Origin of the sequence: Pseudomonas sp. PS01298, from assembly GCF_029959745.1 — a bacterium.
In the GTDB taxonomy this organism is placed as follows: Bacteria; Pseudomonadota; Gammaproteobacteria; order Pseudomonadales; family Pseudomonadaceae; genus Aquipseudomonas; species Aquipseudomonas aylmerensis.
This window is the reverse complement of the sequence record NZ_JASCPP010000066.1, coordinates 1-21,462: the sequence shown is the minus strand read 5'-3', so window position 1 is coordinate 21,462 and position 21,462 is coordinate 1. Positions and strand designations below refer to the sequence as shown.

Here is a 21,462-nt window from a genome sequence, read left to right as displayed (position 1 = left end):
AAAACGGTGAGTGCTCAACGTTACCCATCCATTGTTTGTCGACTATTCTCAGTGGATAGGAAGTAGTAACCGACAGGAAGCGCGGTTAAACGTTTTTAAGTGAGGATGAGTGATGAAACAGCTTCCTGAGAGTACTGAGTCTTTCGCGAGTCAACTTTATTCCGAAACCCGAACGGCGTGGAAACGTCCCTTTGATTACCAGGAAAACCAGCCGGGCAAGAAAGTTCGCATTGAAATGACCGAGGCATTGGCAGAGCTGTATGGGGTCAGTGGCGATATTGTCGCTATCGTATGGACGGTGGCGGAAAACTTTAATGACTCCTGCCTGATGCATGACGATATTATCGATGAGGATGAGGTCAGAAGAGGGGCCCCTGCGGCGTGGGTAAAGTTTGGCATCCCGGTTGCGCTGATCTCGGGCATGTACGGATACCTGGCAGGCCTGCAGGCTTTGGCGGGAACCCGTAATGTCGATCTGGTCCGCGTTGGCCTTGAAAGTCTGGAACGGATGCATATCGGCCAATGCCTGGACGTGAAAATCAATTCAGGCAAACGCTTGCCGACGCGGGAGGAATACCGGCTTATTTCCGAAGCCAATACCGGCTGTTTGTTTTTATTGATCCTGGATGCATTCCAGGTTCTGAAGCCCCTGCCGATGGCCGTGTATCAGCCACTGCGCTCGCTGTTGTTGACGCTGTCGCTGTATTACCGATTCCAAAACGACTACTGCGACATGAACCATATACCCTGGTTCGAGAAAAAAGGCTTTGCGCCGGATCTCGACAGCGGCCCCAAATCCTATCTGATGCTGCTGGCGGGCAAGACCCTGGCCAAACGCATTCGTTCTGACGAAGAAAAGCGCGAAATCATCCGTGCCTATGGTCAGCAGGGGGTATTTGACCAGGCGTTGCAGGAGATGGACGACACGTTCCAGAAAATGCTGAGCGATATGGACGAGGTGGACAATCAAATCGCGCGTTATCAAGCCGCGCAGGGCGAAACCTTGGGGCAGGCCCGCCGGTTCAAGGCATTGTTGCAGCGCCTTGAATTCAAGCAAGACCTCAAGGACAACTATTATCTGACCCTGGTTGCGTAGGGCGATCGCCATCGACTCTCATACCTGATAGCGGCCGCTGCGTTGATGCCATTCCCGACTCCCTGCCATCCACGCCTTGAGCCCGCGCAAAAAACGCTTCAGCGCGGGCGAGGCGTCTTTGAGCAGCTTGTACTCTTGAGCCTCGTAGGTTCGCACGAGGTCATCATGGATCATCGCGGCCATGCACATGGCGTCCTGAAGAGAGCAGTGGTGCTCGTCCGCCAACAAGGTCGGCAGATTAAACGCTTCGCCGGTCACTTGTTCCCTGGCCGTTGAATACAGGTCGTTGACCAGAGTCGCCGCGCAGGACACCAAGGTGATGATTTGGCGCACCGGTGCGCTGGCATAGATATTGGCGTTCAATTCATAGCCCGCTACCACATCTATCAGTGCCGTGAACGGCATAAAGCTGTTGCCCTGGCGCTGCACGAGATACTCCCAGGTAAGCGTGGGCACCTGTGCGGTGCGCCACGTGGCTTCAGCATTCATCGCCACGAACAGGACTGCCAGTTCATACCGGACACGGGCTGCCTGGGAGGGGCTCGCCAGTGATACCAGATGAACCATGCAATCTTGCAGCGCTCGCGTGACGGCGTCCGACGCCAGGGCGTGTGCCAGCGTCGCACTGTAGGGGGCAGTCAAGCGGACAGGCTCTACCGCCGCCAGGGCCAATAACAGGCGCGGCCCCAGCGGCTGCGGGACGGTGCCGCTCAATTCGTCGTAACAGTACTGATCGTCCAGCGAGATCAGCGCAGCGAAGGCTTGGGCGACCAGCAGTAATCGTTCGGGGGCGTCCGTATCGGGATGGCAAAGCATGGCGAAGCGTCCGAAACCGGTTGCGTGGACCTTTGCCATTTGGCCTGTAAAAATACCCATCCGGTCTATCCAGGGCAGCAGCAAGTCGTCGACCTGTCGCGCGAGCTGTTCATCGACGCGTGTGGGCTCAGGGCAATGCAGCTTCGGGACGATCAGGGGCGAGTCCGGCATTGCGGTGTCCTCAGGTTCAGGGTTTACGGCAGGGTCAGGCTCTGCACCTGTGCCGGATCGCCGTCTATCAGCGCGCTGAGCGTGAGCTGCGCCTCTGGTTGGTGGCCGTAGCGTGCCGCGACGTAGGCGTCCAGCAGGCGGATAAAGTCTTCGGCGATGGTCTGCCCTTTGAGTGTCATCACCCGTTTGCCGTCCATATACACGGGCGCCGAAGGATGCTCTCCGGCGCCGGGTAATGAGATGCCGATGTCCGCCAACTGGCTTTCCCCGGGACCGTTCACCACACAGCCCATGACCGCGACCTGCATTTGCTCGACGCCGGGGTAGCTTGCGCGCCAGTGCGGCGTTTGCTCCCTCAGGAAGCCTTCGATTCGCTGCGCCAGCGCCTGGAAGAACACGCTGGTGGTACGCCCGCAGCCCGGGCACGCCACCACCTGCGGAGTAAAGGCGCGCAAGCCCATGGTTTGCAGGATCTGCTGGGCCACCTGGACTTCTTTGGCGCGCTCGCCGCCGGGATCCGGGGTGAGGGAAATTCGCAGGGTGTCGCCGATGCCTTCCTGCAGCAGCACGGCCAGGGCAGCCGTTGACGCGACGATGCCTTTGGAACCCATCCCGGCTTCGGTCAGCCCCAGGTGCAGGGGGAAATCGCAGCGCGCTGCCAGGTTGCGGTAAACCGCTATCAGGTCCTGCACATGGCTGACCTTGGCCGATAACACGATATGGTCCGTCGGTAACCCGACCTCGATGGCCCGTTGGGCATTGTCCAGCGCCGAGACCACCAGCGCCTCGCGCATCACCGCATCGGCCGCCAATGGCGCGGGGAGGACAGCATTGGCATCCATCATGCGCGCCAGCAGGTCAGGGTCGAGGCTGCCCCAGTTGACCCCGATGCGCACCGGTTTGTTGTAGCGACAGGCGACCTCGATCATCTGGCAGAACTGTTCATCGCGGCGTGCGCCCTTGCCGACATTGCCGGGGTTGATCCGGTATTTGGCCAGGGCCTGGGCACATTCGGGGTAAGTGGCGAGCAGGCGATGGCCATTGAAATGAAAGTCGCCCACCAAGGGCACGTCGATCATGCGTCGGTCCAGTCGTTCGCGGATGTTCGCCACCTGTGCGGCGGCTTCGTGGCTGTTGACGGTGATACGTACCAGTTCCGCGCCGGCCCGCGCCAGGCTCTCCACCTGGGTCGCCGTCGCCTCGGCGTCGGCAGTATCCGTATTGGTCATGGCTTGGATCACAATCGGCGCGTCGCCGCCCAGGCGCACAGTCCCGACGTGTACCTGGCGCGTGATGCGCCGCGCAATGGGGGTGTTCATGGCGCAGGCTCCTTTGGCTTATTGCCGGGCAATCAACCCGAGGGGCGGTTGAAACTGCACACGCTCCTCACGGCCCGCCAGCGTCTGAATGTGCAGCGGGGCGATCCGTGCCAGGGCTGCAATAACGTCCTGTACCGAAGCCTCTGGCGTTGACGCGCCGGCGCTGATTCCGACGGTCATGTGTGGCGTAAACCAGCGAATATCCACGTCACTGCCGTCGGCCACCAGGTAGCTGGGCGTACCACTGTCGCTGGCCAGTTTGCGCAAGGTCACGGCGTTTGCGCTGTTGGCGCTGCCCACCACCAGCAACCTATCTACCTGGGTACACAGCTCACGCACCGCCTGCTGTCGGTTCTGTACGGCATAGCAGATGTCGCGGCTGGAGGGACCGATAATGTGGGGATAGCGCTGCGTCAGGGCTGCGATCACGTGACGGGTGTCATCGACACTCAAGGTGGTTTGGGTGAGATAGGCCAGGGGAGTGTCGGTCGCAAACGTCAGGGCCTGGACCTGTTCAACGGTCTGGATCAGCGTGATCGGTGTATCAACCTGGCCCAGGATGCCAATGACTTCCGGGTGCCCGGGCTCGCCGATGAGGATCAGTTGATGGCCTTTCGCGGCGTAATGGCGCCCATGGTGATGGACTTTGCTCACCAACGGGCAAGTCGCGTCGAGCACACGAAGGTGACGGTCTGAAGCCTGGTCTTCCACTTCACGCGTCACCCCGTGTGCGCTGAAAATGGTCACGGCGCCGAGCGGCACCTGGTCCAGTTCGTCGACGAAGATTGCACCCTGATCGCGCAGTGTCTGTACCACATGGCGGTTATGCACGATTTCATGACGCACGTAGACCGGTACGCCGAATTGCGCCAAGGCTTGCTCGACCGTGTCGATGGCCCGCACGACGCCGGCACAGAAACCCCTTGATTGAGCCAGGATGATGTTCATGTTCACGCACTCGCCTGGTAGGCCGTGGCCGCGCTGGGGGATGGGCAGCCCAGTTGTCGCTCGTCGGCGAATTGGTGGATTGAACGGACGATGCCCGCAGCGTCGAGGCCGCATTGGCTCAGTAGCTGCTCGGGCGTGCCGTGTTCGACAAATTGGTCGGGCAAGCCCAGTTGCAGCAGCGCAGGGTGCAGATTTTGGCTGGCCAGGTATTCCAGGCAGGCCGAGCCTGCACCGCCCATGATGCAGCCTTCTTCAACCGTCACCAACCAGTCATGTTCAAGTGCAAGCGTCTGGATCAGGTGGCGATCCAGGGGTTTGATAAAGCGCATGTTCGCCACTGTGACGTCGAGCAGCTCTGCGGCTTCCATCGCCCTTTGCGTCATTGAGCCGAAAGCCAGGATGGCGACGCGTGTCCCGCAGGGTTGCCTGCAGACGCGGCGGATCTCGCCTTTACCCACCGCGAGTTCGGTCAGCTCGGATGAAGGAACGATACCGCTGCCCGAGCCTCGTGGATAACGCACCGCGCACGGACCTGGCTGCTGTATGGCGGTGTGCAGCATCTGCCGACATTCCTGCTCGTCAGCCGGCGCCATTACGATGAGATGAGGGATGCAGCGCAAATAGGCGATATCGAAGGCGCCCATGTGGGTCGCCCCATCGGCCCCGACAATTCCGGCGCGGTCGATGGCGAATACCACTGGCAGTTGCTGCAGGGCAATGTCATGGATCAGTTGGTCATAACCGCGTTGCAGGAAGGTCGAGTAGATGGCCACCACCGGCTTCATGCCTCCGGCTGCGAGGCCGGCAGCAAAGGTCAGGGCGTGCTGCTCGGCGATCCCGACATCGAAATAACGCTCGGCAAACCGCTGCTCGAACGCGACGAGCCCTGAGCCTTCGCGCATGGCTGGCGTGATCGCAATCACCCGTGGGTCGCGCTCGGCTTCGTCCGCCAGCCATTGCCCGAACACCTGGGTATAAGTGAGCGCACCGGCAGGGGCGGCGCGAATACCTTCGATAGGATCAAATTTGCCCGGCCCGTGGTACAGCACCGGGTTGGCGGCGGCGGGTGAGTAGCCGTGGCCTTTTTCGGTGACGATATGCAGCAGCTGCGGCCCGCGTCGGTCCTTGACGATATTCAGTGCCCGCACCAACTCACCCAGGTCATGCCCGTCGATTGGCCCGCTGTAGGCCAGGCCCATCGCCTTGAACAGGCTGGCATCGCGACTGACCTGGTGTGACGTCAAGGCACCCAGATGCTCACGTAACATACCCACCGAGGGAGAGATCGACATGTCGTTGTCGTTGAGAATCACCAGGAACGGCAAGTTGCCGTACAGGCCCGCATTGTTCAGCGCCTCGAAGGCCATGCCGCCGCTGAGCGCACCGTCGCCGATCACTGCGATGCAGTGGCGTCGCTGTGCCAGGTTGCGAGCGGCCAATGCCATGCCCAGGGCGGCCGAGATCGAGGTACTCGAGTGCGCGGTGCCGAAACAGTCATAGGTCGACTCACAGCGGCGCGGAAATCCCGAAATGCCGCCTAACTGACGAATCCCGCCCATCTCCTCGCGGCGCCCGGTGAGAATCTTGTGTGCATAGGCCTGGTGGCCGACGTCCCAGATGATGCGGTCATGTGGCGTGTTGAACACATAGTGCAGGGCGATGGTCAGTTCGACGGTGCCAAGGTTGGCTGAAAGATGGCCGCCCGTCGTGCTTACGCTGTGCAGGATGAACGCCCGCAGTTCGTCCGCTAATGGCCCCAAGGCAGCGGAATGTAAAGTGCGCAGGCGGGCCGGGCTGTCGAGGGAGCCGAGGAGTTCGAACATAATGGAGCCCCGCTATAAGTTGCTGACGTTTACGAGGGGCGGAGGAGGGTATTCAAAATCCACCGCATAGTGGTCCCACGCATTGTTGGTCAATGTCGTCAAGTAACGCGCGGTATCATCTTGCATCCAGAGTTGATGGCCCACGATCCAGGTTTGCAGGTCCCTCATATAGGCGTTCAACGGTGCGCTATTGCGTTGGGAGAGTAACGTGCACAGGGCGCTGAAGTGGGCAAACTCATTGCGCATTCGATCGGACACACGCGAGATCGCCTCTTGCAATGTGCAACCTTGGCTGGCATAGGCGATAACGATATTTTCATAACGTCCTCGTTGTTCCAGTTCGTCACCCAGGCTGTACCTATCATTACTCCAACTAATGATGTTGTTGGCATGGGCGTTCAATTGCTGCACGGCGGGCGAATAGCGATCGCGATCGCGAAGCTGTAGATCGGCACGAATGCCTGATAACTCAAAGCTTGGAATAAGGCCGATACGGTAGCGGCGCAGCGTTTCATAGTGCGAAACACTCAGCGGCAGCGCATGTAAATACCCAACTAACAACAAGGCGGTACTGCCATACATCATGCGGATGCCATGGGAAAAATGCTGCAGGCGCTTGACCCCAAGGAACTGTTTGAATTGGCGGCAGACGTCGCGCCAGGCAGGCTCGGCAAAAAACGTGGTAGTGCTCGCCGCCGCCTGTTCCAGGACATCAAAGATCGCAGTCACGGCAGCGAGCGTTTGCGGGGCAGGCGGATGTGGCTGATCAAATACTACGTCGTCAACCCAGCCGGTCACAGGCTGGTCCAATAACCGCGCATGGGGTGAGCAGCGGGCTGGCCACGGCCAGTGGAAAATAGGGATCTGCAGTCGTCTCGGCGCGTTCATGGCAAGATTCCATCAGGTCTATGCCATTGGACAAGTACGACGGACCAAACAGCTTGGCAGCAGTAAAGAGTGCGAGAGATTAATGTATGAGTTTTACGCTGGCGTGCAAACTATATGAATAGTTTTATTTGGAATGGCGGAGCTAGAGAAAAATCATATTCGCGCTATTTATAAGTAAATGCTTGGCATTTTATCGCCAGTCAATATGGACGCATGACGAATAAGTACAGGTTCAGTTGCTACGCTTGTTTCCATCAGGTTTTTGCGAAGAGGATACCGTCATCATGAGGCAGCGCCTGCTCGTTCTCGGTTCTACCGGGTCGGTCGGCGACAGTGTTCTGGATGTAGTCGCGCGTCACCCCGAGGCATTCCAGGTACAAGGTCTTACGGCGCATAGGCGCATCGAAAAATTGTACCGACAGTGCCTGCAATTTCGGCCCGCGATAGCGGTGGTCAGCGAACCGCAGCACGCCATCGAACTGCAGGCTCATTTGTTGGCGGCCAATGTGCCCACAGAAGTGCTGTGTGGTGAGGACGCGCTGTGTGCCGCAGCTCGGGAATCTACCTGTGAGACGGTCGTCGCGGCCATTGTCGGAGGCGCGGGTTTATTGCCTACCTTGAGCGCCGCGCGGGCGGGCAAGAAAATCCTCCTGGCCAACAAGGAAGCATTGGTCATGTCGGGCGCCTTGTTTATCGAAACGGCTGCCAGCGCCGGGGCCACCGTGATTCCGTTGGACAGTGAGCACAATGCGATCTTTCAATGCCTGCAGGGTTGCCAGGGAGCACTTGACGGCGTTGACCGCTTGATACTCACGGCTTCCGGCGGGCCATTCAGGGATCGGCCGGTCGATAGCTTGCACGAAGTGACCCCCGACCAGGCCTGCGCCCATCCTAACTGGTCCATGGGGCGCAAGATTTCCGTGGATTGCGCGACCATGATGAACAAGGGCCTGGAGATCATTGAGGCCCATTGGTTGTTCAACCTGCCTGCCGATCGCATTGAAGCCTTGATTCATCCACAAAGCGTGGTGCATTCCATGGTGGTCTTTCGCGATCAATCAGTGATGGCGCAACTCGGCAACCCCGACATGCGAATGCCGGTCGCGCATGCCCTGGCCTACCCACTGCGGATCGAGTCTGGCGTCCTGCCTCTGGACTTGACCAAGGTCGGCGGGCTGACATTCGAACACCCAGACGTGCAACGCTTTCCCTGTCTTGGCCTGGCCTTGCAAGCCTTGGCTGCAGGCACTCAGGCCAGTGCCGCGCTGAACGCGGCGAATGAAGTGGCGGTCGAGGCATTTTTAGGAAAACGGATACGCTACACGCATATTCCGTCCGTCATCGAGCAGACCTTGCAGCGTATAGAGCTGCCGGGAGGCTGTAGCCTGGACGATATTCTTGCGTTGGATCAACAGGCACGCCGGTTGGCACGTGAGGCGGTGCACCTGCGCCGTCTCAATACCTAGAGGCCCGGTCAGCCCACCGGGTCGCCTCCCATCCCCTCGCTAATTTTTCCCTTTGCGGTTCGTTTTATAGGGACGACGTGCCTTTGTGCTTCCTGCCTATTGCTCCGGACTCCAAGAAATGAATGCTGAAGACTCCTTGAAACTTGCTCGCCGGTTTATCGGGTTGCCCCTGGAAAAGCGCCAGCTATTCCTGCAGGCACTGCAGAAAGAAGGAGTGGATTTTTCGCGGTTTCCGATTCCGGCCGGGGTCGAGGTAGAGGATCGCGATGCGCTGTCCTACGCGCAGCAACGCATGTGGTTCCTGTGGCAGTTGGACCCGGGCAGCGGCGCCTACAACCTGCCGGGCGCGGTGCGGCTCAAGGGTGCGTTGAACCTGGACGCGATGCAGCAGGCGTTTGCCAGCCTGGTCGCGCGCCATGAAACCCTGCGCACCGTGTTCCAGCGCCAGGCCGATGAGCGCCTGTTGCAGGTGGCGGTGCAGCCGTCACTGGCCATCGAACAGCTGGACCTGAGCACGCTGGCCGTCGCCGAACGCGAGCAGGCCGTCAATGAAGCGGCGACCCACCAGTCGCTGCTGCCGTTCGACCTGGAGCACGGCCCGCTGCTGCGTGTGCAACTGCTCAAGCTTGATGCGCAGGAACACGTGCTGCTGCTGACCCTGCACCACATCGTCTCCGACGGCTGGTCGATGAACGTGCTGATCGACGAGTTCATCCGCTGCTACGACGCCCATGAGCGCAACGAGGTGCCGCAGTTGCTGGCACTGCCGATCCAGTACAGCGACTATGCCCTGTGGCAACGCCGCTGGCTGGAAGCCGGGGAGCAGGCCCGCCAGCTGGAGTACTGGCAGGCGCGCCTGGGCGATGAGCACCCGGTGCTGGAACTGCCGACCGACCACGCCCGCCCGGCCATGCCCAGCTACCAGGGCACGCGGCATAACTTCGCGATTGACCCGGCGCTCGCCGCGCAACTGCGCAGTTGTGCGCAAAAACACAACGTCACCTTGTTCATGCTGTTGCTCGGCGCGTTCAATGTGCTCCTGCATCGCTACACCGGTCAGGGTGATATCCGCGTCGGCGTGCCGATTGCCAACCGTAACCGCACTGAAGTCGAAGGGCTGATCGGCTTCTTCGTCAACACCCAGGTCCTGCGCACCGAACTCACCGGGCAAACCCGCGTCACCGAGCTGCTGCAAGGCATCAAGGAGCATGCCCTGGGCGCCCAGGCGCATCAGGAGTTGCCTTTCGAACGCCTGGTGGAAGCCCTCAAGATCGAGCGCAGCCTGAGCCATACCCCCTTGTTCCAGGTGATGTACAACCACCAGCCGGTGGTGGCCGACATCGCCTCGGTCAGCACCGCCTCCGGCCTGGAACTGGCCTTGGTGGAGTGGCAGGGGCGCACCACCCAGTTCGACCTGACCCTCGACACCTATGAAAAGTCCGGCACCCTGCACGCCGCCTTGACCTACGCCAACGACCTGTTCGACGCGCCGTCCATCGAGCGCATGGCCCGCCACTGGACCCGCCTGCTGCAGGCGATGGTCACCGATGGCGAGCAGCGCATCGGCGAATTGCCGATGCTGGCTGCCGATGAGCAACAGATCCTGGTGCACGCCTGGAATAACACCGCCGCAACCTACCCGACCGAGCGCGGCATCCATCAGCTGATCGAAGACCAGGTGCAGGCTACCCCCGACGCGCCGGCGCTGGTGTTCGGCACGACCACGCTGACCTACGCCGAACTCGACGCCCGCGCCAACCGGCTCGCGCATGCCTTGCGCGAGCAGGGCGTCGGCCCCGATGTGTTGGTGGGGATCTGCGTCGAGCGCTCGATCGAGATGGTGGTCGGCCTGCTGGCGATTCTCAAGGCCGGCGGCGCCTACGTGCCGCTCGACCCCGAATACCCGCAGGAACGCCTGGCCTACATGATCGAAGACAGCGGCATTCAGTTGCTGCTCAGCCAGCAGCGCCTGCTGGCATCGCTGCCCGCCGCCGGTATCCGCGTGATTGCCCTGGACCAACCTGCGCTATGGCTCGACGGCTACAGCAGCGAATCGCCCGGCGTGGCCATCCACGCCTTGAACCTCGCCTACGTTATCTACACCTCCGGTTCCACCGGCAAGCCCAAGGGGGCCGGCAACAGCCATCGAGCGTTGGTCAACCGCATGGGCTGGATGCAGCAGGCCTACGGGCTGGGGGCCACTGATGCGGTGCTGCAGAAAACCCCGTTCAGCTTTGACGTGTCGGTCTGGGAGTTCTTCTGGCCGCTGATGACCGGTGCGCGCCTGGTGGTGGCTGCTCCGGGTGAGCATCGCGAGCCCGCACGTTTGATCGAGACCATCGGCCGGCACGCGATCACCACCTTGCACTTCGTGCCGTCGATGCTCCAGGCATTCATCCATGAACCGGGCGTGCAGGCCTGCACCGGCCTCAAGCGCATCGTCTGCAGCGGTGAAGCCTTGCCGCTGGACGCACAGGTCCAGGTGTTCGCCAAGCTGCCGCATGCCGGTCTGTTCAACCTGTATGGCCCCACCGAAGCGGCCATCGACGTGACCCACTGGACCTGCGTCGACGAAGGTGCCGACAGCGTGCCCATCGGCCGCCCGATTGCCAACCTCGGCACCTACGTACTCGACGCCCAGCTCAACCCGGTCCCTGCCGGTGTATGCGGCGAGTTGTACCTGGGCGGCACCGGGCTGGCGCGCAGTTATCACCGGCGACCGGCATTGACCGCCGAGCGTTTTGTGCCGAGTCCGTTTGGCGATGGCGCACGCCTGTACCGCACCGGCGACCGTGTGCGCCAACGGGCCGACGGCGTGATTGAATACCTCGGCCGCCTCGATCATCAGGTCAAGCTGCGCGGCCTGCGCATCGAGCTGGGTGAAATCGAGACACGCCTGCTGCAACACCCTGGCGTGCGTGAGGCCGTCGTGCTGGTGCAGGGCGGCAAGCAACTGGTGGCTTACCTGGTGCTGGAAGGCGAGGCGCCCAGCGACCTCAAGGCCTGGCTGCTCGGCAGTCTGCCGGAGTACATGGTGCCGACGCATATGGTCCACCTGGCCCAGTTGCCGGTGACTGCCAACGGCAAGCTGGACCGCAAGGCGCTGCCGGTGCCGGATGCTGCCGCGCAGCAGGCTTATGCCGCCCCGGAAAACCCTGTGCAGCAAGCCCTGGCTGCCGTCTGGAGCGATGTGCTCGGGGTCGAGCATGTCGGTCTGGATGACAACTTTTTCGAGCTGGGCGGCGATTCGATCATCTCCATCCAAGTGGTCAGCCGAGCGCGCCAGGCCGGGATTCGTCTCAGCCCGCGCGACCTGTTCCAGTACCAGAGCGTGCGCAGCCTGGCGCTGGTGGCGAGCGTCGAGCACGCGACGGTCATCGACCAGGGGCCCGTCAGTGGCGAGGTAATCCTCACGCCCGTGCAGCACAGCTTTTTCGAGCAGGCGATCCCGGCGCGCCAGCATTGGAACCAGTCGCTGCTGCTGACCCCGCGCGAAACCATGGAGCCGGCGCGCGTTGAGGCGGCGTTGACCCAGGTGATCAACCATCACGATGCGCTGCGCCTGTGCTTTGTGCAGCAGGCCGAGGGCTGGCAGCAAGCCCATGCCGCGCCGATCACCGACCCGGCGCTGTGGCAATCTCGCGCTGGCGATGAAACCGAACTGGCTGCCCTCTGCGACGAGGCCCAACGCAGCCTCGACCTTGAACACGGCCCGCTGCTGCGCGCCGTGCTGGTCAGCATGGGCGACGGCACCCAGCGCCTGCTGCTGGTGATCCATCACCTGGTAGTGGACGGCGTGTCCTGGCGCATCCTGCTGGAAGACCTGCAACACGCCTACGGCGCCGCGCCGCTGCCGGCCAAGACCAGCGCCTACCAAGTGTGGGCGCAGCAGTTGCAGGCCCATGCACAGACCCTCGATCACCAGCTGTCTTACTGGCAGGCACAGACCGCGGACGCCGACTTGCCCTGCGACAACCCGCAGGGCGGCCTGCAAAACCGCGTGGGCAGCAAACTCGAAATCCGCCTCAGTGCCGAACAGACGCGCCAACTCCTGCAGGACGCCCCGGCGGCCTATCGCACCCAGGTCAACGACCTGCTGCTGACAGCATTGGCGCGGGTGATCAGCCGTTGGAGCGAGCAGCCCGCTGCGCTGATCCAGCTCGAAGGGCATGGCCGTGAAGACCTCTTCGACAGCGTCGACCTGACCCGCACCGTCGGCTGGTTCACCAGCCTGTTCCCGGTGCGCCTGCAGGCGGGTGGTGAGTTGTCGAGTGCAATCAAATCGGTCAAGGAGCAACTGCGTGCGGTGCCGGATAAAGGCATTGGCTACGGCCTGTTGCGCTACCTGGGCACGCCTGCTGCGCGCGACGCCTTGTCGGCACTCGCCGTGCCGCGCATCACCTTCAACTACCTCGGCCAGTTCGACCGCCAGTTCAATGAGTCGGCGCTGTTGGTGCCGGCGCCCGAGGGCAGCGGCCAGGCCCAGGACCCTGAAGCACCATTGGCCAACTGGCTGACCGTGGAAGGGCAGGTGTATGGCGGGGAGCTGTCGCTGCAATGGGGCTTCAGCCACCAGATGTTCGAGGCCTCGACCATTCAAGGCCTGGTGGACGATTACCGGCATGAACTGTTGGCGTTGATTGCCCATTGCGTCGATCCGAAACAGGGCGGCCTGACACCGGCCGACGTGACCCTAGCCCGACTGACCCAATCCCAGCTGGACGATCTGGCGCTGCCCGCACGCGAGGTGCAGGACTTGTACCCGTTGTCGCCGATGCAACAGGGCATGCTGTTTCACAGCCTCTATCAACAGGGCGAAGAGGATGTCTACGTCAGCCAATTGCGCGCCGACGTGCAGGGGCTCGATGTGGCGCAATTCCAGCGCGCCTGGGCACAGGTGCTGGCACGACACGACATGCTGCGCACCGGCTTTGTCTGGCAGGACGACCAGGGCCAGGCGCTGCAGGTGGTGTATCGCCAGGTCGACATGCCGTTCGCCGAGTATGACTGGCGCGAGCGTCAGGACCTCGCCACGGCGCTGGATGAATTGGCCGCCGATCACCATCGCCAGGGCTTCGAGTTGGCGCGTCCGCCGTTGCTGCGCGTGGCATTGGTGCGCAGCGCCGAGGACCGTTGGCACTTGATCTACACCAGCCATCACATCCTGATGGATGGCTGGAGCAACGCCCTGGTGCTCAACGAAGTGCTGCAAGCCTGCAAGGGCCACGCACTGCCGCCGGTGGGCGCGGCGTTTTCCCAGCATATCGCCTGGCTGCAACAACAGGACCCGGCCATCGGCGAGACCTTCTGGCGCGAACGCCTGGCGCAGCTCGACGAACCTACGCACCTGGCGCGCAGCGTGGCCAAGACCGCAGCACCCCACGGCAGTGAATACGCTGAAATCCTCTGTGAACTGGATGAGGCCCAGACCCGGCGCCTGGCTGATTTCGCGCGTGCCCACCAAGTGACCCTCAACACCCTGGTGCAGTCGGCGTGGCTGTTGCTGCTGCAGCGCTACACCGGTCAATCCAGCGTCGCCTGCGGTGTCACGGTATCCGGGCGTCCGGCGCAGTTGGCGAATGTCGAGCAGCAAGTCGGCCTGTTCATCAATACCTTGCCGCTGATCGCAGCGGCCAATCCGGCGCAATCCGTCAGCGACTGGGTGCGAACGGTCCAGGCGCTCAACCTGGAAATGCGCGAGCACGAGCACACGCCGCTGTTCGATATCCAGCGCTGGGCCGGGTCGGCCGGCGAAGCGCTGTTCGACACCCTGGTGGTGTTCGAGAACTTCCCCGTCGCCAAGAGCCTGGAGCAAGCGGGCGAGGGCGGCCTGCGTTTCAGTCACGTGCGTCATCAGGAACGCACCAACTACCCGCTGACCCTCACCGTGCACGGGGGGCAGCGTTTGAGCCTGCACCTGGAGTACCTGTGCGCGGACCTTGCCACCGACGCCGTGCAACACATCGCGGCGTATCTGCAAGGGCTGTTGCAGCAGTTTGTCGATGCGCCCGGGCAGGCGTTAGGCGCGATCCCGCTGCTGTTGGCCGCTGAACACCAGCGCGTACTCACCGAGTGGAACCCGCCTCACGCCGCCCAACCGGCCCAGGCGAGCGTATTGCAGCGCTTTGAACAGCAGGCGGCAACTCAGCCGCATGCCATCGCGCTGATCCTCGATCAACAGCGCATGAGCTATGCCGAGCTGAATGCGCGCGCCAACCGCCTGGCCCATCGCCTGGTGGAACTGGGCGTGACCGCCGACACCCTGGTGGGGGTGGCGGTGGACCGCTCCCTGGACATGATCGTCGGCCTGCTGGCGGTGCTCAAGGCGGGCGGTGCCTATGTGCCGCTGGACCCCAAGTATCCGGCCGAGCGCCTGCAATGCATGATCGAGGACAGCGGCCTGCAGTTGCTGCTGACCCAACAGCCGCTGCTGGACCAATTGCCGATCACAGCCAACCTGAGCCTGGTCTGCCTGGAAGACCGGCGCGATTGGTTGAGCGACTACAGCGCGCAAAACCTGTTGCCACGGGCACAGCCGGCGAACCTTGCCTACGTGATGTTCACCTCCGGCTCCACGGGCCGGCCGAAAGGCGTGGGCATCGACCTGGCGTCCCTGGCGCGGCATGTGGAGGTGTTCAGCGAACTGTTTGCGCTGCAGCCGCATGACCGTGTGCTGCAGTTCGGCACCTTCAACTTCGACGGTTTCGTCGAGCAGCTGTACCCGGCGCTGTGCTGCGGCGCAGCGGTGGTGGTACGCGGTGGCGACCTGTGGGACAGCGACACCTTCTACCAACAACTGCTCGACCACGATATCTCCGTGGTCGACCTGACCACCGCCTACTGGCTGCTGCTGGTGCGTGATTTTGCCGACCGTGGCCCCCGCGACTACGGCCGTCTGCGCCAACTGCACATCGGTGGCGAAGCCATGCCGCCGGAAGGCCTCAGCGCCTGGCGCGAAGCCGGCCTGCAGCCTGTACGCCTGCTCAACACCTACGGCCCGACCGAGGCCACGGTGACCGCCACGGCACTGGACTGTGCCGCCTACGTCGATGGCCGCGAAGCCCTGCCATCGATGATGCCGATCGGGCGGGTGCTCGATGGCCGCGCCATTTACCTGCTGGACGCCAACCTCAACCCGGTGCCGGTGGGTGTCGCGGGCGAACTGGTGATCGGTGGGCCATTGCTGGCGCGCGGTTACTTCAACCGTCCCGACCTGACGGCGCATCGCTTCATTCCCGATCCGTTCTGCACCGACGGTGGCGGGCGCCTGTACCGCACCGGCGACCTGGCGCGCTATCGCGCCGACGGCATGATCGAGTACGTGGGCCGTATCGACCACCAGGTCAAGGTGCGCGGTTTCCGTATCGAATTGAACGAAATCGAAGCGCGCCTGCTGGCCCAACCCAGCGTGCGCGAAGCATTGGTGGTCGCCGCCGATAACCAGTTGGTGGGCTACATCGTCGCCAGCCACGCACTGGACGAGGCCCAGCAAGCCGAGTTGCTCACTCAGCTCAAGGCCACGCTGCGCGCGGAGCTGCCGGACTACATGGTGCCGGCGCACCTGCTGTTGCTCGCGCACCTGCCGCTGAGCCCCAACGGCAAGCTGGACCGCGCCGCGCTGCCCAAGCCGGATGCCAACCAGGCGCGGGTCGATTGGCTGGCACCGGTTACCGAGGTGCAGCAACAGGTCGCGGCGATCTGGGCCCAGGTGCTGGGCGCCGAGCGGGTAGGGCTCAACGATCACTTCTTCGAGAGGGGTGGGCACTCGTTGCTCGCCACGCAGATGGTGTCCCGCGTGCGGCATGGCCTGGGCATCGAGGTGGCACTCAAGAGCGTGTTCGAGCAGCCGGTGCTGGCAGATTTCGTCGCGGCACTGGGCACCCGTGTTGCCACGGTGCCGGCGATGCTGGCGGTCGGGCGTGAGCAGCCGCTGGCGCTGTCCTTCGCCCAGGAGCGCCAATGGTTCCTCTGGCAACTGGACCCGCGCAGCGCGGCCTACCACGTGCCCGCCGCCTTGCACTTGCGCGGTCGACTGGACAGTGCCGCGCTGGAAAACGCCTTCCAGGCGCTGGTGCAACGTCATGAGCCGTTGCGCACCACGTTTGTGGAGAGGGGCGAGCACACCTGGCAGGTCATTCACCCGGACCTGGCGATTGCCATCGAGCGCCAGCGCGTCGAGGCGCCGGATATCGAACACACCGTGGCGCAGGAGATCCAGCGCCCGTTCGACCTGGTCAACGGCCCGCTGATGCGCGTCGCACTGCTGCAGATCGACGCCGAGCACCATGTGCTGGTCATCACCCAGCACCACATCATCTCCGATGGCTGGTCGATGCAAGTGATGGTCGACGAACTGGTCGCGCTGTATCAGGGCCACGCCCGGTTGCCGGCCCTGGCGCTGCAGTACGCCGACTATGCCGTGTGGCAGCGCGACTGGATGGCGGGCGGGGAGACCCAGCGTCAACTCGATTACTGGTGCACGCACCTGGGTACCGAGCATCCGCTGCTGGAATTGCCCCTGGACCACCCGCGCCCAGCGGTGCAAAGCCACCGCGGTGCGCGCCAGCAGATCCAGCTCGACACCCGCCTGGTCGCCGAACTGAAGGCACTCGCCCAGCGTCAGGACGTGACCCTGTTCATGTTGCTGCTCGCCTCGTTCCAGACTCTGCTGCACCGCTACAGCGGCCAGTCCGAGATCCGTGTCGGCGTGCCGATTGCCAACCGCAACCGCCTTGAAACCGAACGCCTGATCGGCTTTTTCGTCAACACCCAGGTGCTCAAGGCCGACCTGCACGGGCAGATGCGCTTTGACCAGTTGCTGGCCCAGGTCAAGCAACGTGCCCTGGACGCCCAGGCCCATCAGGACTTGCCGTTCGAACAACTGGTAGAAGCCCTGCAGCCGGAGCGCAGCCTCAGCCATAACCCGCTGTTCCAGGTGATGTTCAACCATCAGGACAACCTGCGCCAGGGCGCGGTGCAACTGCCCGGCCTGGACCTGCAACCGGTGGACTGGGCCGGCCATACCACCCAGTTCGACCTCAACCTGGAGACCGAAGAGTCCGCCGACGGCCTGTGGGCCTCCCTGACCTACGCCACCGACCTGTTCGACGCCGCGACCCTGCAGCGCATGGCCGGTCACTGGCAGAACCTGCTGCACGCCGTGGTACGCGATGCCGCTCAGGCCCTGGATGAGCTGGCGATGCTCAGTGCGCCGCAATCCCGGCAACTGCTCGAAACGTGGAACCACACCGCCGTCGAATTTGCGCGCGAGCGCTGTGTGCAGCAATTGTTCGAAGCGCAGGCGCTGGCGCATCCGCAGGCCATCGCGCTGCATTTCAACGACCAAGCCCTGAGCTACGCCGCGCTCAATCGCCGCGCCAACCGCCTGGCTCATCGCTTGATCGCGGCGGGTGTCGGCCCGGACGTGTTGGTTGCCGTGCATGTGGAGCGCTCCCTGGACATGGTGGTCGGCCTGTTGGCGACCCTCAAGGCCGGTGGCGCCTATGTGCCGCTCGACCCGCAGTTCCCGGCGGATCGCCTGGCCTTCATGCTTGAGGACAGCCGCGCACGGGTGCTGCTGACCCAGTCGCACCTGATCGGGCGCCTGGCGCAACCGCAGGGCCTGCAGGTGCTGCTGGTCGACGATGTCGATGCCGACGACCACAACCCGCAGGTCAGCGTCACGCCGGAGCACTTGGCGTACGTGATCTACACCTCCGGTTCCACCGGCAAACCCAAGGGCGTGATGGTGCGGCACCAGGCGCTGTGCAGCTTTACCTGCGGCATGGCTACGACGTTGGACATGGGTGCGCAGGCGCGGGTGCTGTCGCTGACCACGTTCTCGTTCGATATCTTCGCCCTGGAGCTGTACGTGCCACTGACGGTCGGTGCCACGGTGCTGTTGAGCGATCAGGCGATGGCCCTCGACCCGGAGGCCATTCTCGACCTGGCGCACAGCCAGTCCGCCAACGTGCTGCAAGCCACGCCGTCGACCTGGCGCATGCTGCTGGAAAGCCCGCGTGCCGATCAGTTGCGCGGCATCAAGGCCCTGTGCGGCGGCGAAGCCCTGCCGGCCGATCTGGCCCAACGCATGCTCGACCTGCAAGGTCCGGTGTGGAACCTGTATGGCCCCACCGAAACCACGATCTGGTCGGCGGCCCATCGTTTGTCGCAGGCGCAGCCTTTTGTCGGGCGTCCCATCGCCAATACCACCTTGTTCATCCTCAACGCCGGGCTCACGCCATGCCCGTTGGGTGCATCCGGCGAACTGCTGATCGGCGGTGTCGGCCTGGCACGCGGTTACCACGCGCGGCCAGCGCTGACGGCCGAGCGGTTCGTGCCCAACCCCTACGGTGCACCGGGCGAACGCCTGTACCGTACCGGCGACCTGGCGCGCTACCGTGACGACGGCGTGGTCGAATACATCGGCCGGGTCGACCACCAGGTCAAGGTGCGCGGTTTCCGTATCGAACTCGGCGAAATCGAAGCCTGCCTGCGCGAGCAGCCTGGCGTGCGCGAAGCCGTGGTGCTGGCCGACGACGACCGCTTGATCGCTTACCTGGTCAGCTCGGCGGCGCAGGCCCCGCAGGCGTACCAAGCCGCCTTGCGCGAGCGCCTGCCGGACTACATGGTGCCGGCACACCTGATGTTCCTCGACAGCCTGCCCCTGACCCCCAACGGCAAGCTCGACCGCAAGGCATTGCCGAAGGTCGATGCAAGCCTGTGGCGCAAAGGCCATGTGGCACCGGTCTCCGAGCGCGAAAAACAGGTCGCGGCGATCTGGGCCGACGTGCTGGATGTACCGCAGGTCGGCCTCGACGACCACTTCTTCGAGCTGGGCGGGCATTCGCTGCTGGCCACGCGGGTGGTGTCGCGGGTCCGCCAGGCGCTGGCGCTGGAAGTGGCGCTCAAGTGCCTGTTCGAACACCCCTTGCTGGGTGACTTTGTCGCGTCCCTGGGCGAAGAGCGCGTGGCTGCGCCGGCGTTGCTCAAGGTTGATCGCGACCAACCGCTGCCGCTGTCCTATGCCCAGGAGCGCCAATGGTTCCTCTGGCAACTGGACCCGCACAGCGCCGCGTACCATATCCCCAGCGCCTTGCGTTTAAAGGGCACGCTGGACCAGGCGGCACTGCAACGCAGTTTCGACACCTTGCTCGCCCGTCATGAAAGCCTGCGCACTCATCTGCGCCAGGACGCGGCGGCCACGGTGCAGGTCATCGAAGACTCGGGCCTGATCGACATCGAGCTGGCCGACACCGATGAAGCCGGGCTCAAGGCGCAGGTCGCCGCCGAGGTCGCACAGCCGTTCGACCTGCTGCGCGGGCCGTTGCTGCGGGTCAAACTGCTGCGCCTGGCCAAGGACGACCACGTGCTGGTGCTGGTGCAGCACCATATCGTCTCCGATGGCTGGTCGATGCAGCTGATGGTCGAAGAGCTGGTGCAGCTCTACGCGGCCTTCAGCCAGGGGCAGACGCCGGACCTGCCGGCGTTGCCGATCCAGTACGCCGACTACGCCGTGTGGCAGCGCCACTGGATGGAGGCCGGAGAAAAGGCGCGTCAGCTGGCGTACTGGCAAGGTTTGCTGGGCGGCGTGCAGCCGGTGCTGGAATTACCGTTCGACTACCAACGCCCGGCCGTGCAAAGCCATCGCGGGGCGCGCCTGGGGATTGAGCTGCCGGCCGCGCTGCTGGGCGGTTTGCGCAACCTGGCGCGCGACGCCGGGGTGACCTTGCCGATGGTGTTGCTGGCGTCCTACCAGGCCTTGCTGCACCGCTACAGTGGCCAGGAAGATGTGCGCGTCGGCGTGCCGATTGCCAACCGCAACCGTTTGGAAACCGAAGGGCTGATCGGCTTCTTCGTCAACACCCAGGTGCTCAAGGCCGACATCCATGGGCAAATGAGCGTCGAGCAGTTGTTGCAGCAGGCGCGTCAGCGTTCCCTTGAGGCCCAGGCCCATCAGGACCTGCCGTTCGAACAACTGGTCGAAGCCCTGCAACCTGAGCGCAGCATGAGCCTGAGCCCGTTGTTCCAGGTGCTCTTCAACCACCGTGTGACCTCTGCCGGCCTGCATCTGCAGGGCTTGACCGAGCTCGACGTCGAAGTACTCGGTTGGGATGAAGGCGTCGCCCAGTTCGACCTGGCGCTGGACGTAGAAGAAAGTCAGGCCGCGCTGCGTGCATCCCTGAGCTACGCGACAGACCTGTTCGCCCCGGCGACCATCGAACGCATGGCTGGCCACTGGCAGAACCTGTTGCAGGCGATGGTTGCCGATCAGCAGCAGACTGTCGGCCAACTCAACCTGCTGGGTGCTGATGAGCAACGGCACATCCTGCAGCTGTGGGACCAGACCGACGCCGGCTTCTCGGCCCAGCGCCTGGTGCACGAGTTGGTTGCCGAGCGTGCGCAGGAAAATCCTGCGGCGGTGGCGGTCAAGTTCGATGCACAAACCCTGAGCTACGGCGAGCTGGATCGCCAGGCCAACCGCCTCGCCCATGCGCTGATCGCCCGTGGTGTCGGCCCGGAAGTGCGCGTGGCCATCGCCATGCCGCGCAGTGCCGAGATCATGGTGGCGTTCCTTGCGGTGATGAAAGCCGGCGGCGTGTATGTGCCGCTGGATATCGAATACCCCCGCGACCGCCTGCTGTACATGATGCAGGACAGCCGCGCGCAACTGCTGCTCACCGACAGCCGCGCGTTGCAGCAACTGCCGATCCCGGCAGGATTGACCAGCCTGGCGATTGATCGCACTGAGGAGTGGGCGGGGTTCAGCGACGCGGCGCCCGATGTGAAGCTGGACGGCGACAACCTCGCCTACGTGATCTACACCTCCGGCTCCACCGGCATGCCCAAGGGCGTGGCGGTGTCCCACGGCCCGTTGGTGGCGCACATCATCGCCACCGGCGAGCGTTATGAAACCTCGCCGGCCGATTGCGAAC

The 21,462-nt window shown here is 63.3% G+C and carries 8 protein-coding genes; 3 read left to right on the top strand and 5 right to left on the bottom strand.

What is annotated here, in order from left to right; translation table 11 throughout:
* Positions 1-112 precede the first annotated feature (112 nt).
* Entirely contained in the window at positions 113-1,096 is a 984-nt protein-coding gene (locus QMX97_RS20895; protein ID WP_282397524.1) for a polyprenyl synthetase family protein, read from the top strand.
* 18 nt (positions 1,097-1,114) lie between these two features.
* Here the strand turns inward: QMX97_RS20895 and QMX97_RS20890 are convergent, their stop codons facing one another.
* From QMX97_RS20890 to QMX97_RS20870, 5 genes are read right to left on the bottom strand one after another with little or no spacing between them, the layout of a single operon-like run.
* A complete protein-coding gene (locus tag QMX97_RS20890; RefSeq protein WP_282397523.1) occupies positions 1,115-2,083 on the bottom strand; it encodes a hypothetical protein in 969 nt (322 codons plus the stop codon).
* A gap of 23 nt (positions 2,084-2,106) precedes the next feature.
* On the bottom strand, positions 2,107-3,402 hold the full coding sequence (gene ispG, locus QMX97_RS20885) for a flavodoxin-dependent (E)-4-hydroxy-3-methylbut-2-enyl-diphosphate synthase (protein ID WP_282397522.1): 1,296 nt from the start codon (positions 3,400-3,402) through the stop codon (positions 2,107-2,109).
* Positions 3,403-3,420: 18 nt separating this feature from the next.
* Entirely contained in the window at positions 3,421-4,350 is a 930-nt protein-coding gene (ispH, locus tag QMX97_RS20880) for a 4-hydroxy-3-methylbut-2-enyl diphosphate reductase (protein WP_282397521.1), read from the bottom strand.
* Between the two features lie 2 nt (positions 4,351-4,352).
* Complete coding sequence (gene dxs, locus QMX97_RS20875) at positions 4,353-6,173, bottom strand: 1-deoxy-D-xylulose-5-phosphate synthase (RefSeq protein ID WP_282397520.1); 1,821 nt, start codon at positions 6,171-6,173, stop codon at positions 4,353-4,355.
* Between the two features lie 12 nt (positions 6,174-6,185).
* Positions 6,186-7,061 (bottom strand): terpene synthase family protein, encoded by an 876-nt coding sequence (locus QMX97_RS20870; protein ID WP_282397519.1) that lies wholly within the window; start codon positions 7,059-7,061, stop codon positions 6,186-6,188.
* A gap of 284 nt (positions 7,062-7,345) precedes the next feature.
* On the opposite strand from QMX97_RS20870, the gene ispC reads away from it, so the two are divergent.
* Both ispC and QMX97_RS20860 read left to right on the top strand, forming a co-directional pair.
* The gene (gene ispC / locus QMX97_RS20865) at positions 7,346-8,527 is read left to right on the top strand and encodes a 1-deoxy-D-xylulose-5-phosphate reductoisomerase (protein ID WP_282397518.1); all 1,182 of its coding nucleotides are present in this window, start codon (positions 7,346-7,348) and stop codon (positions 8,525-8,527) included.
* Between the two features lie 118 nt (positions 8,528-8,645).
* The coding region (locus tag QMX97_RS20860; RefSeq protein WP_282397517.1) for a non-ribosomal peptide synthase/polyketide synthase at positions 8,646-21,462 on the top strand (12,817 nt) is incomplete at its 3' end.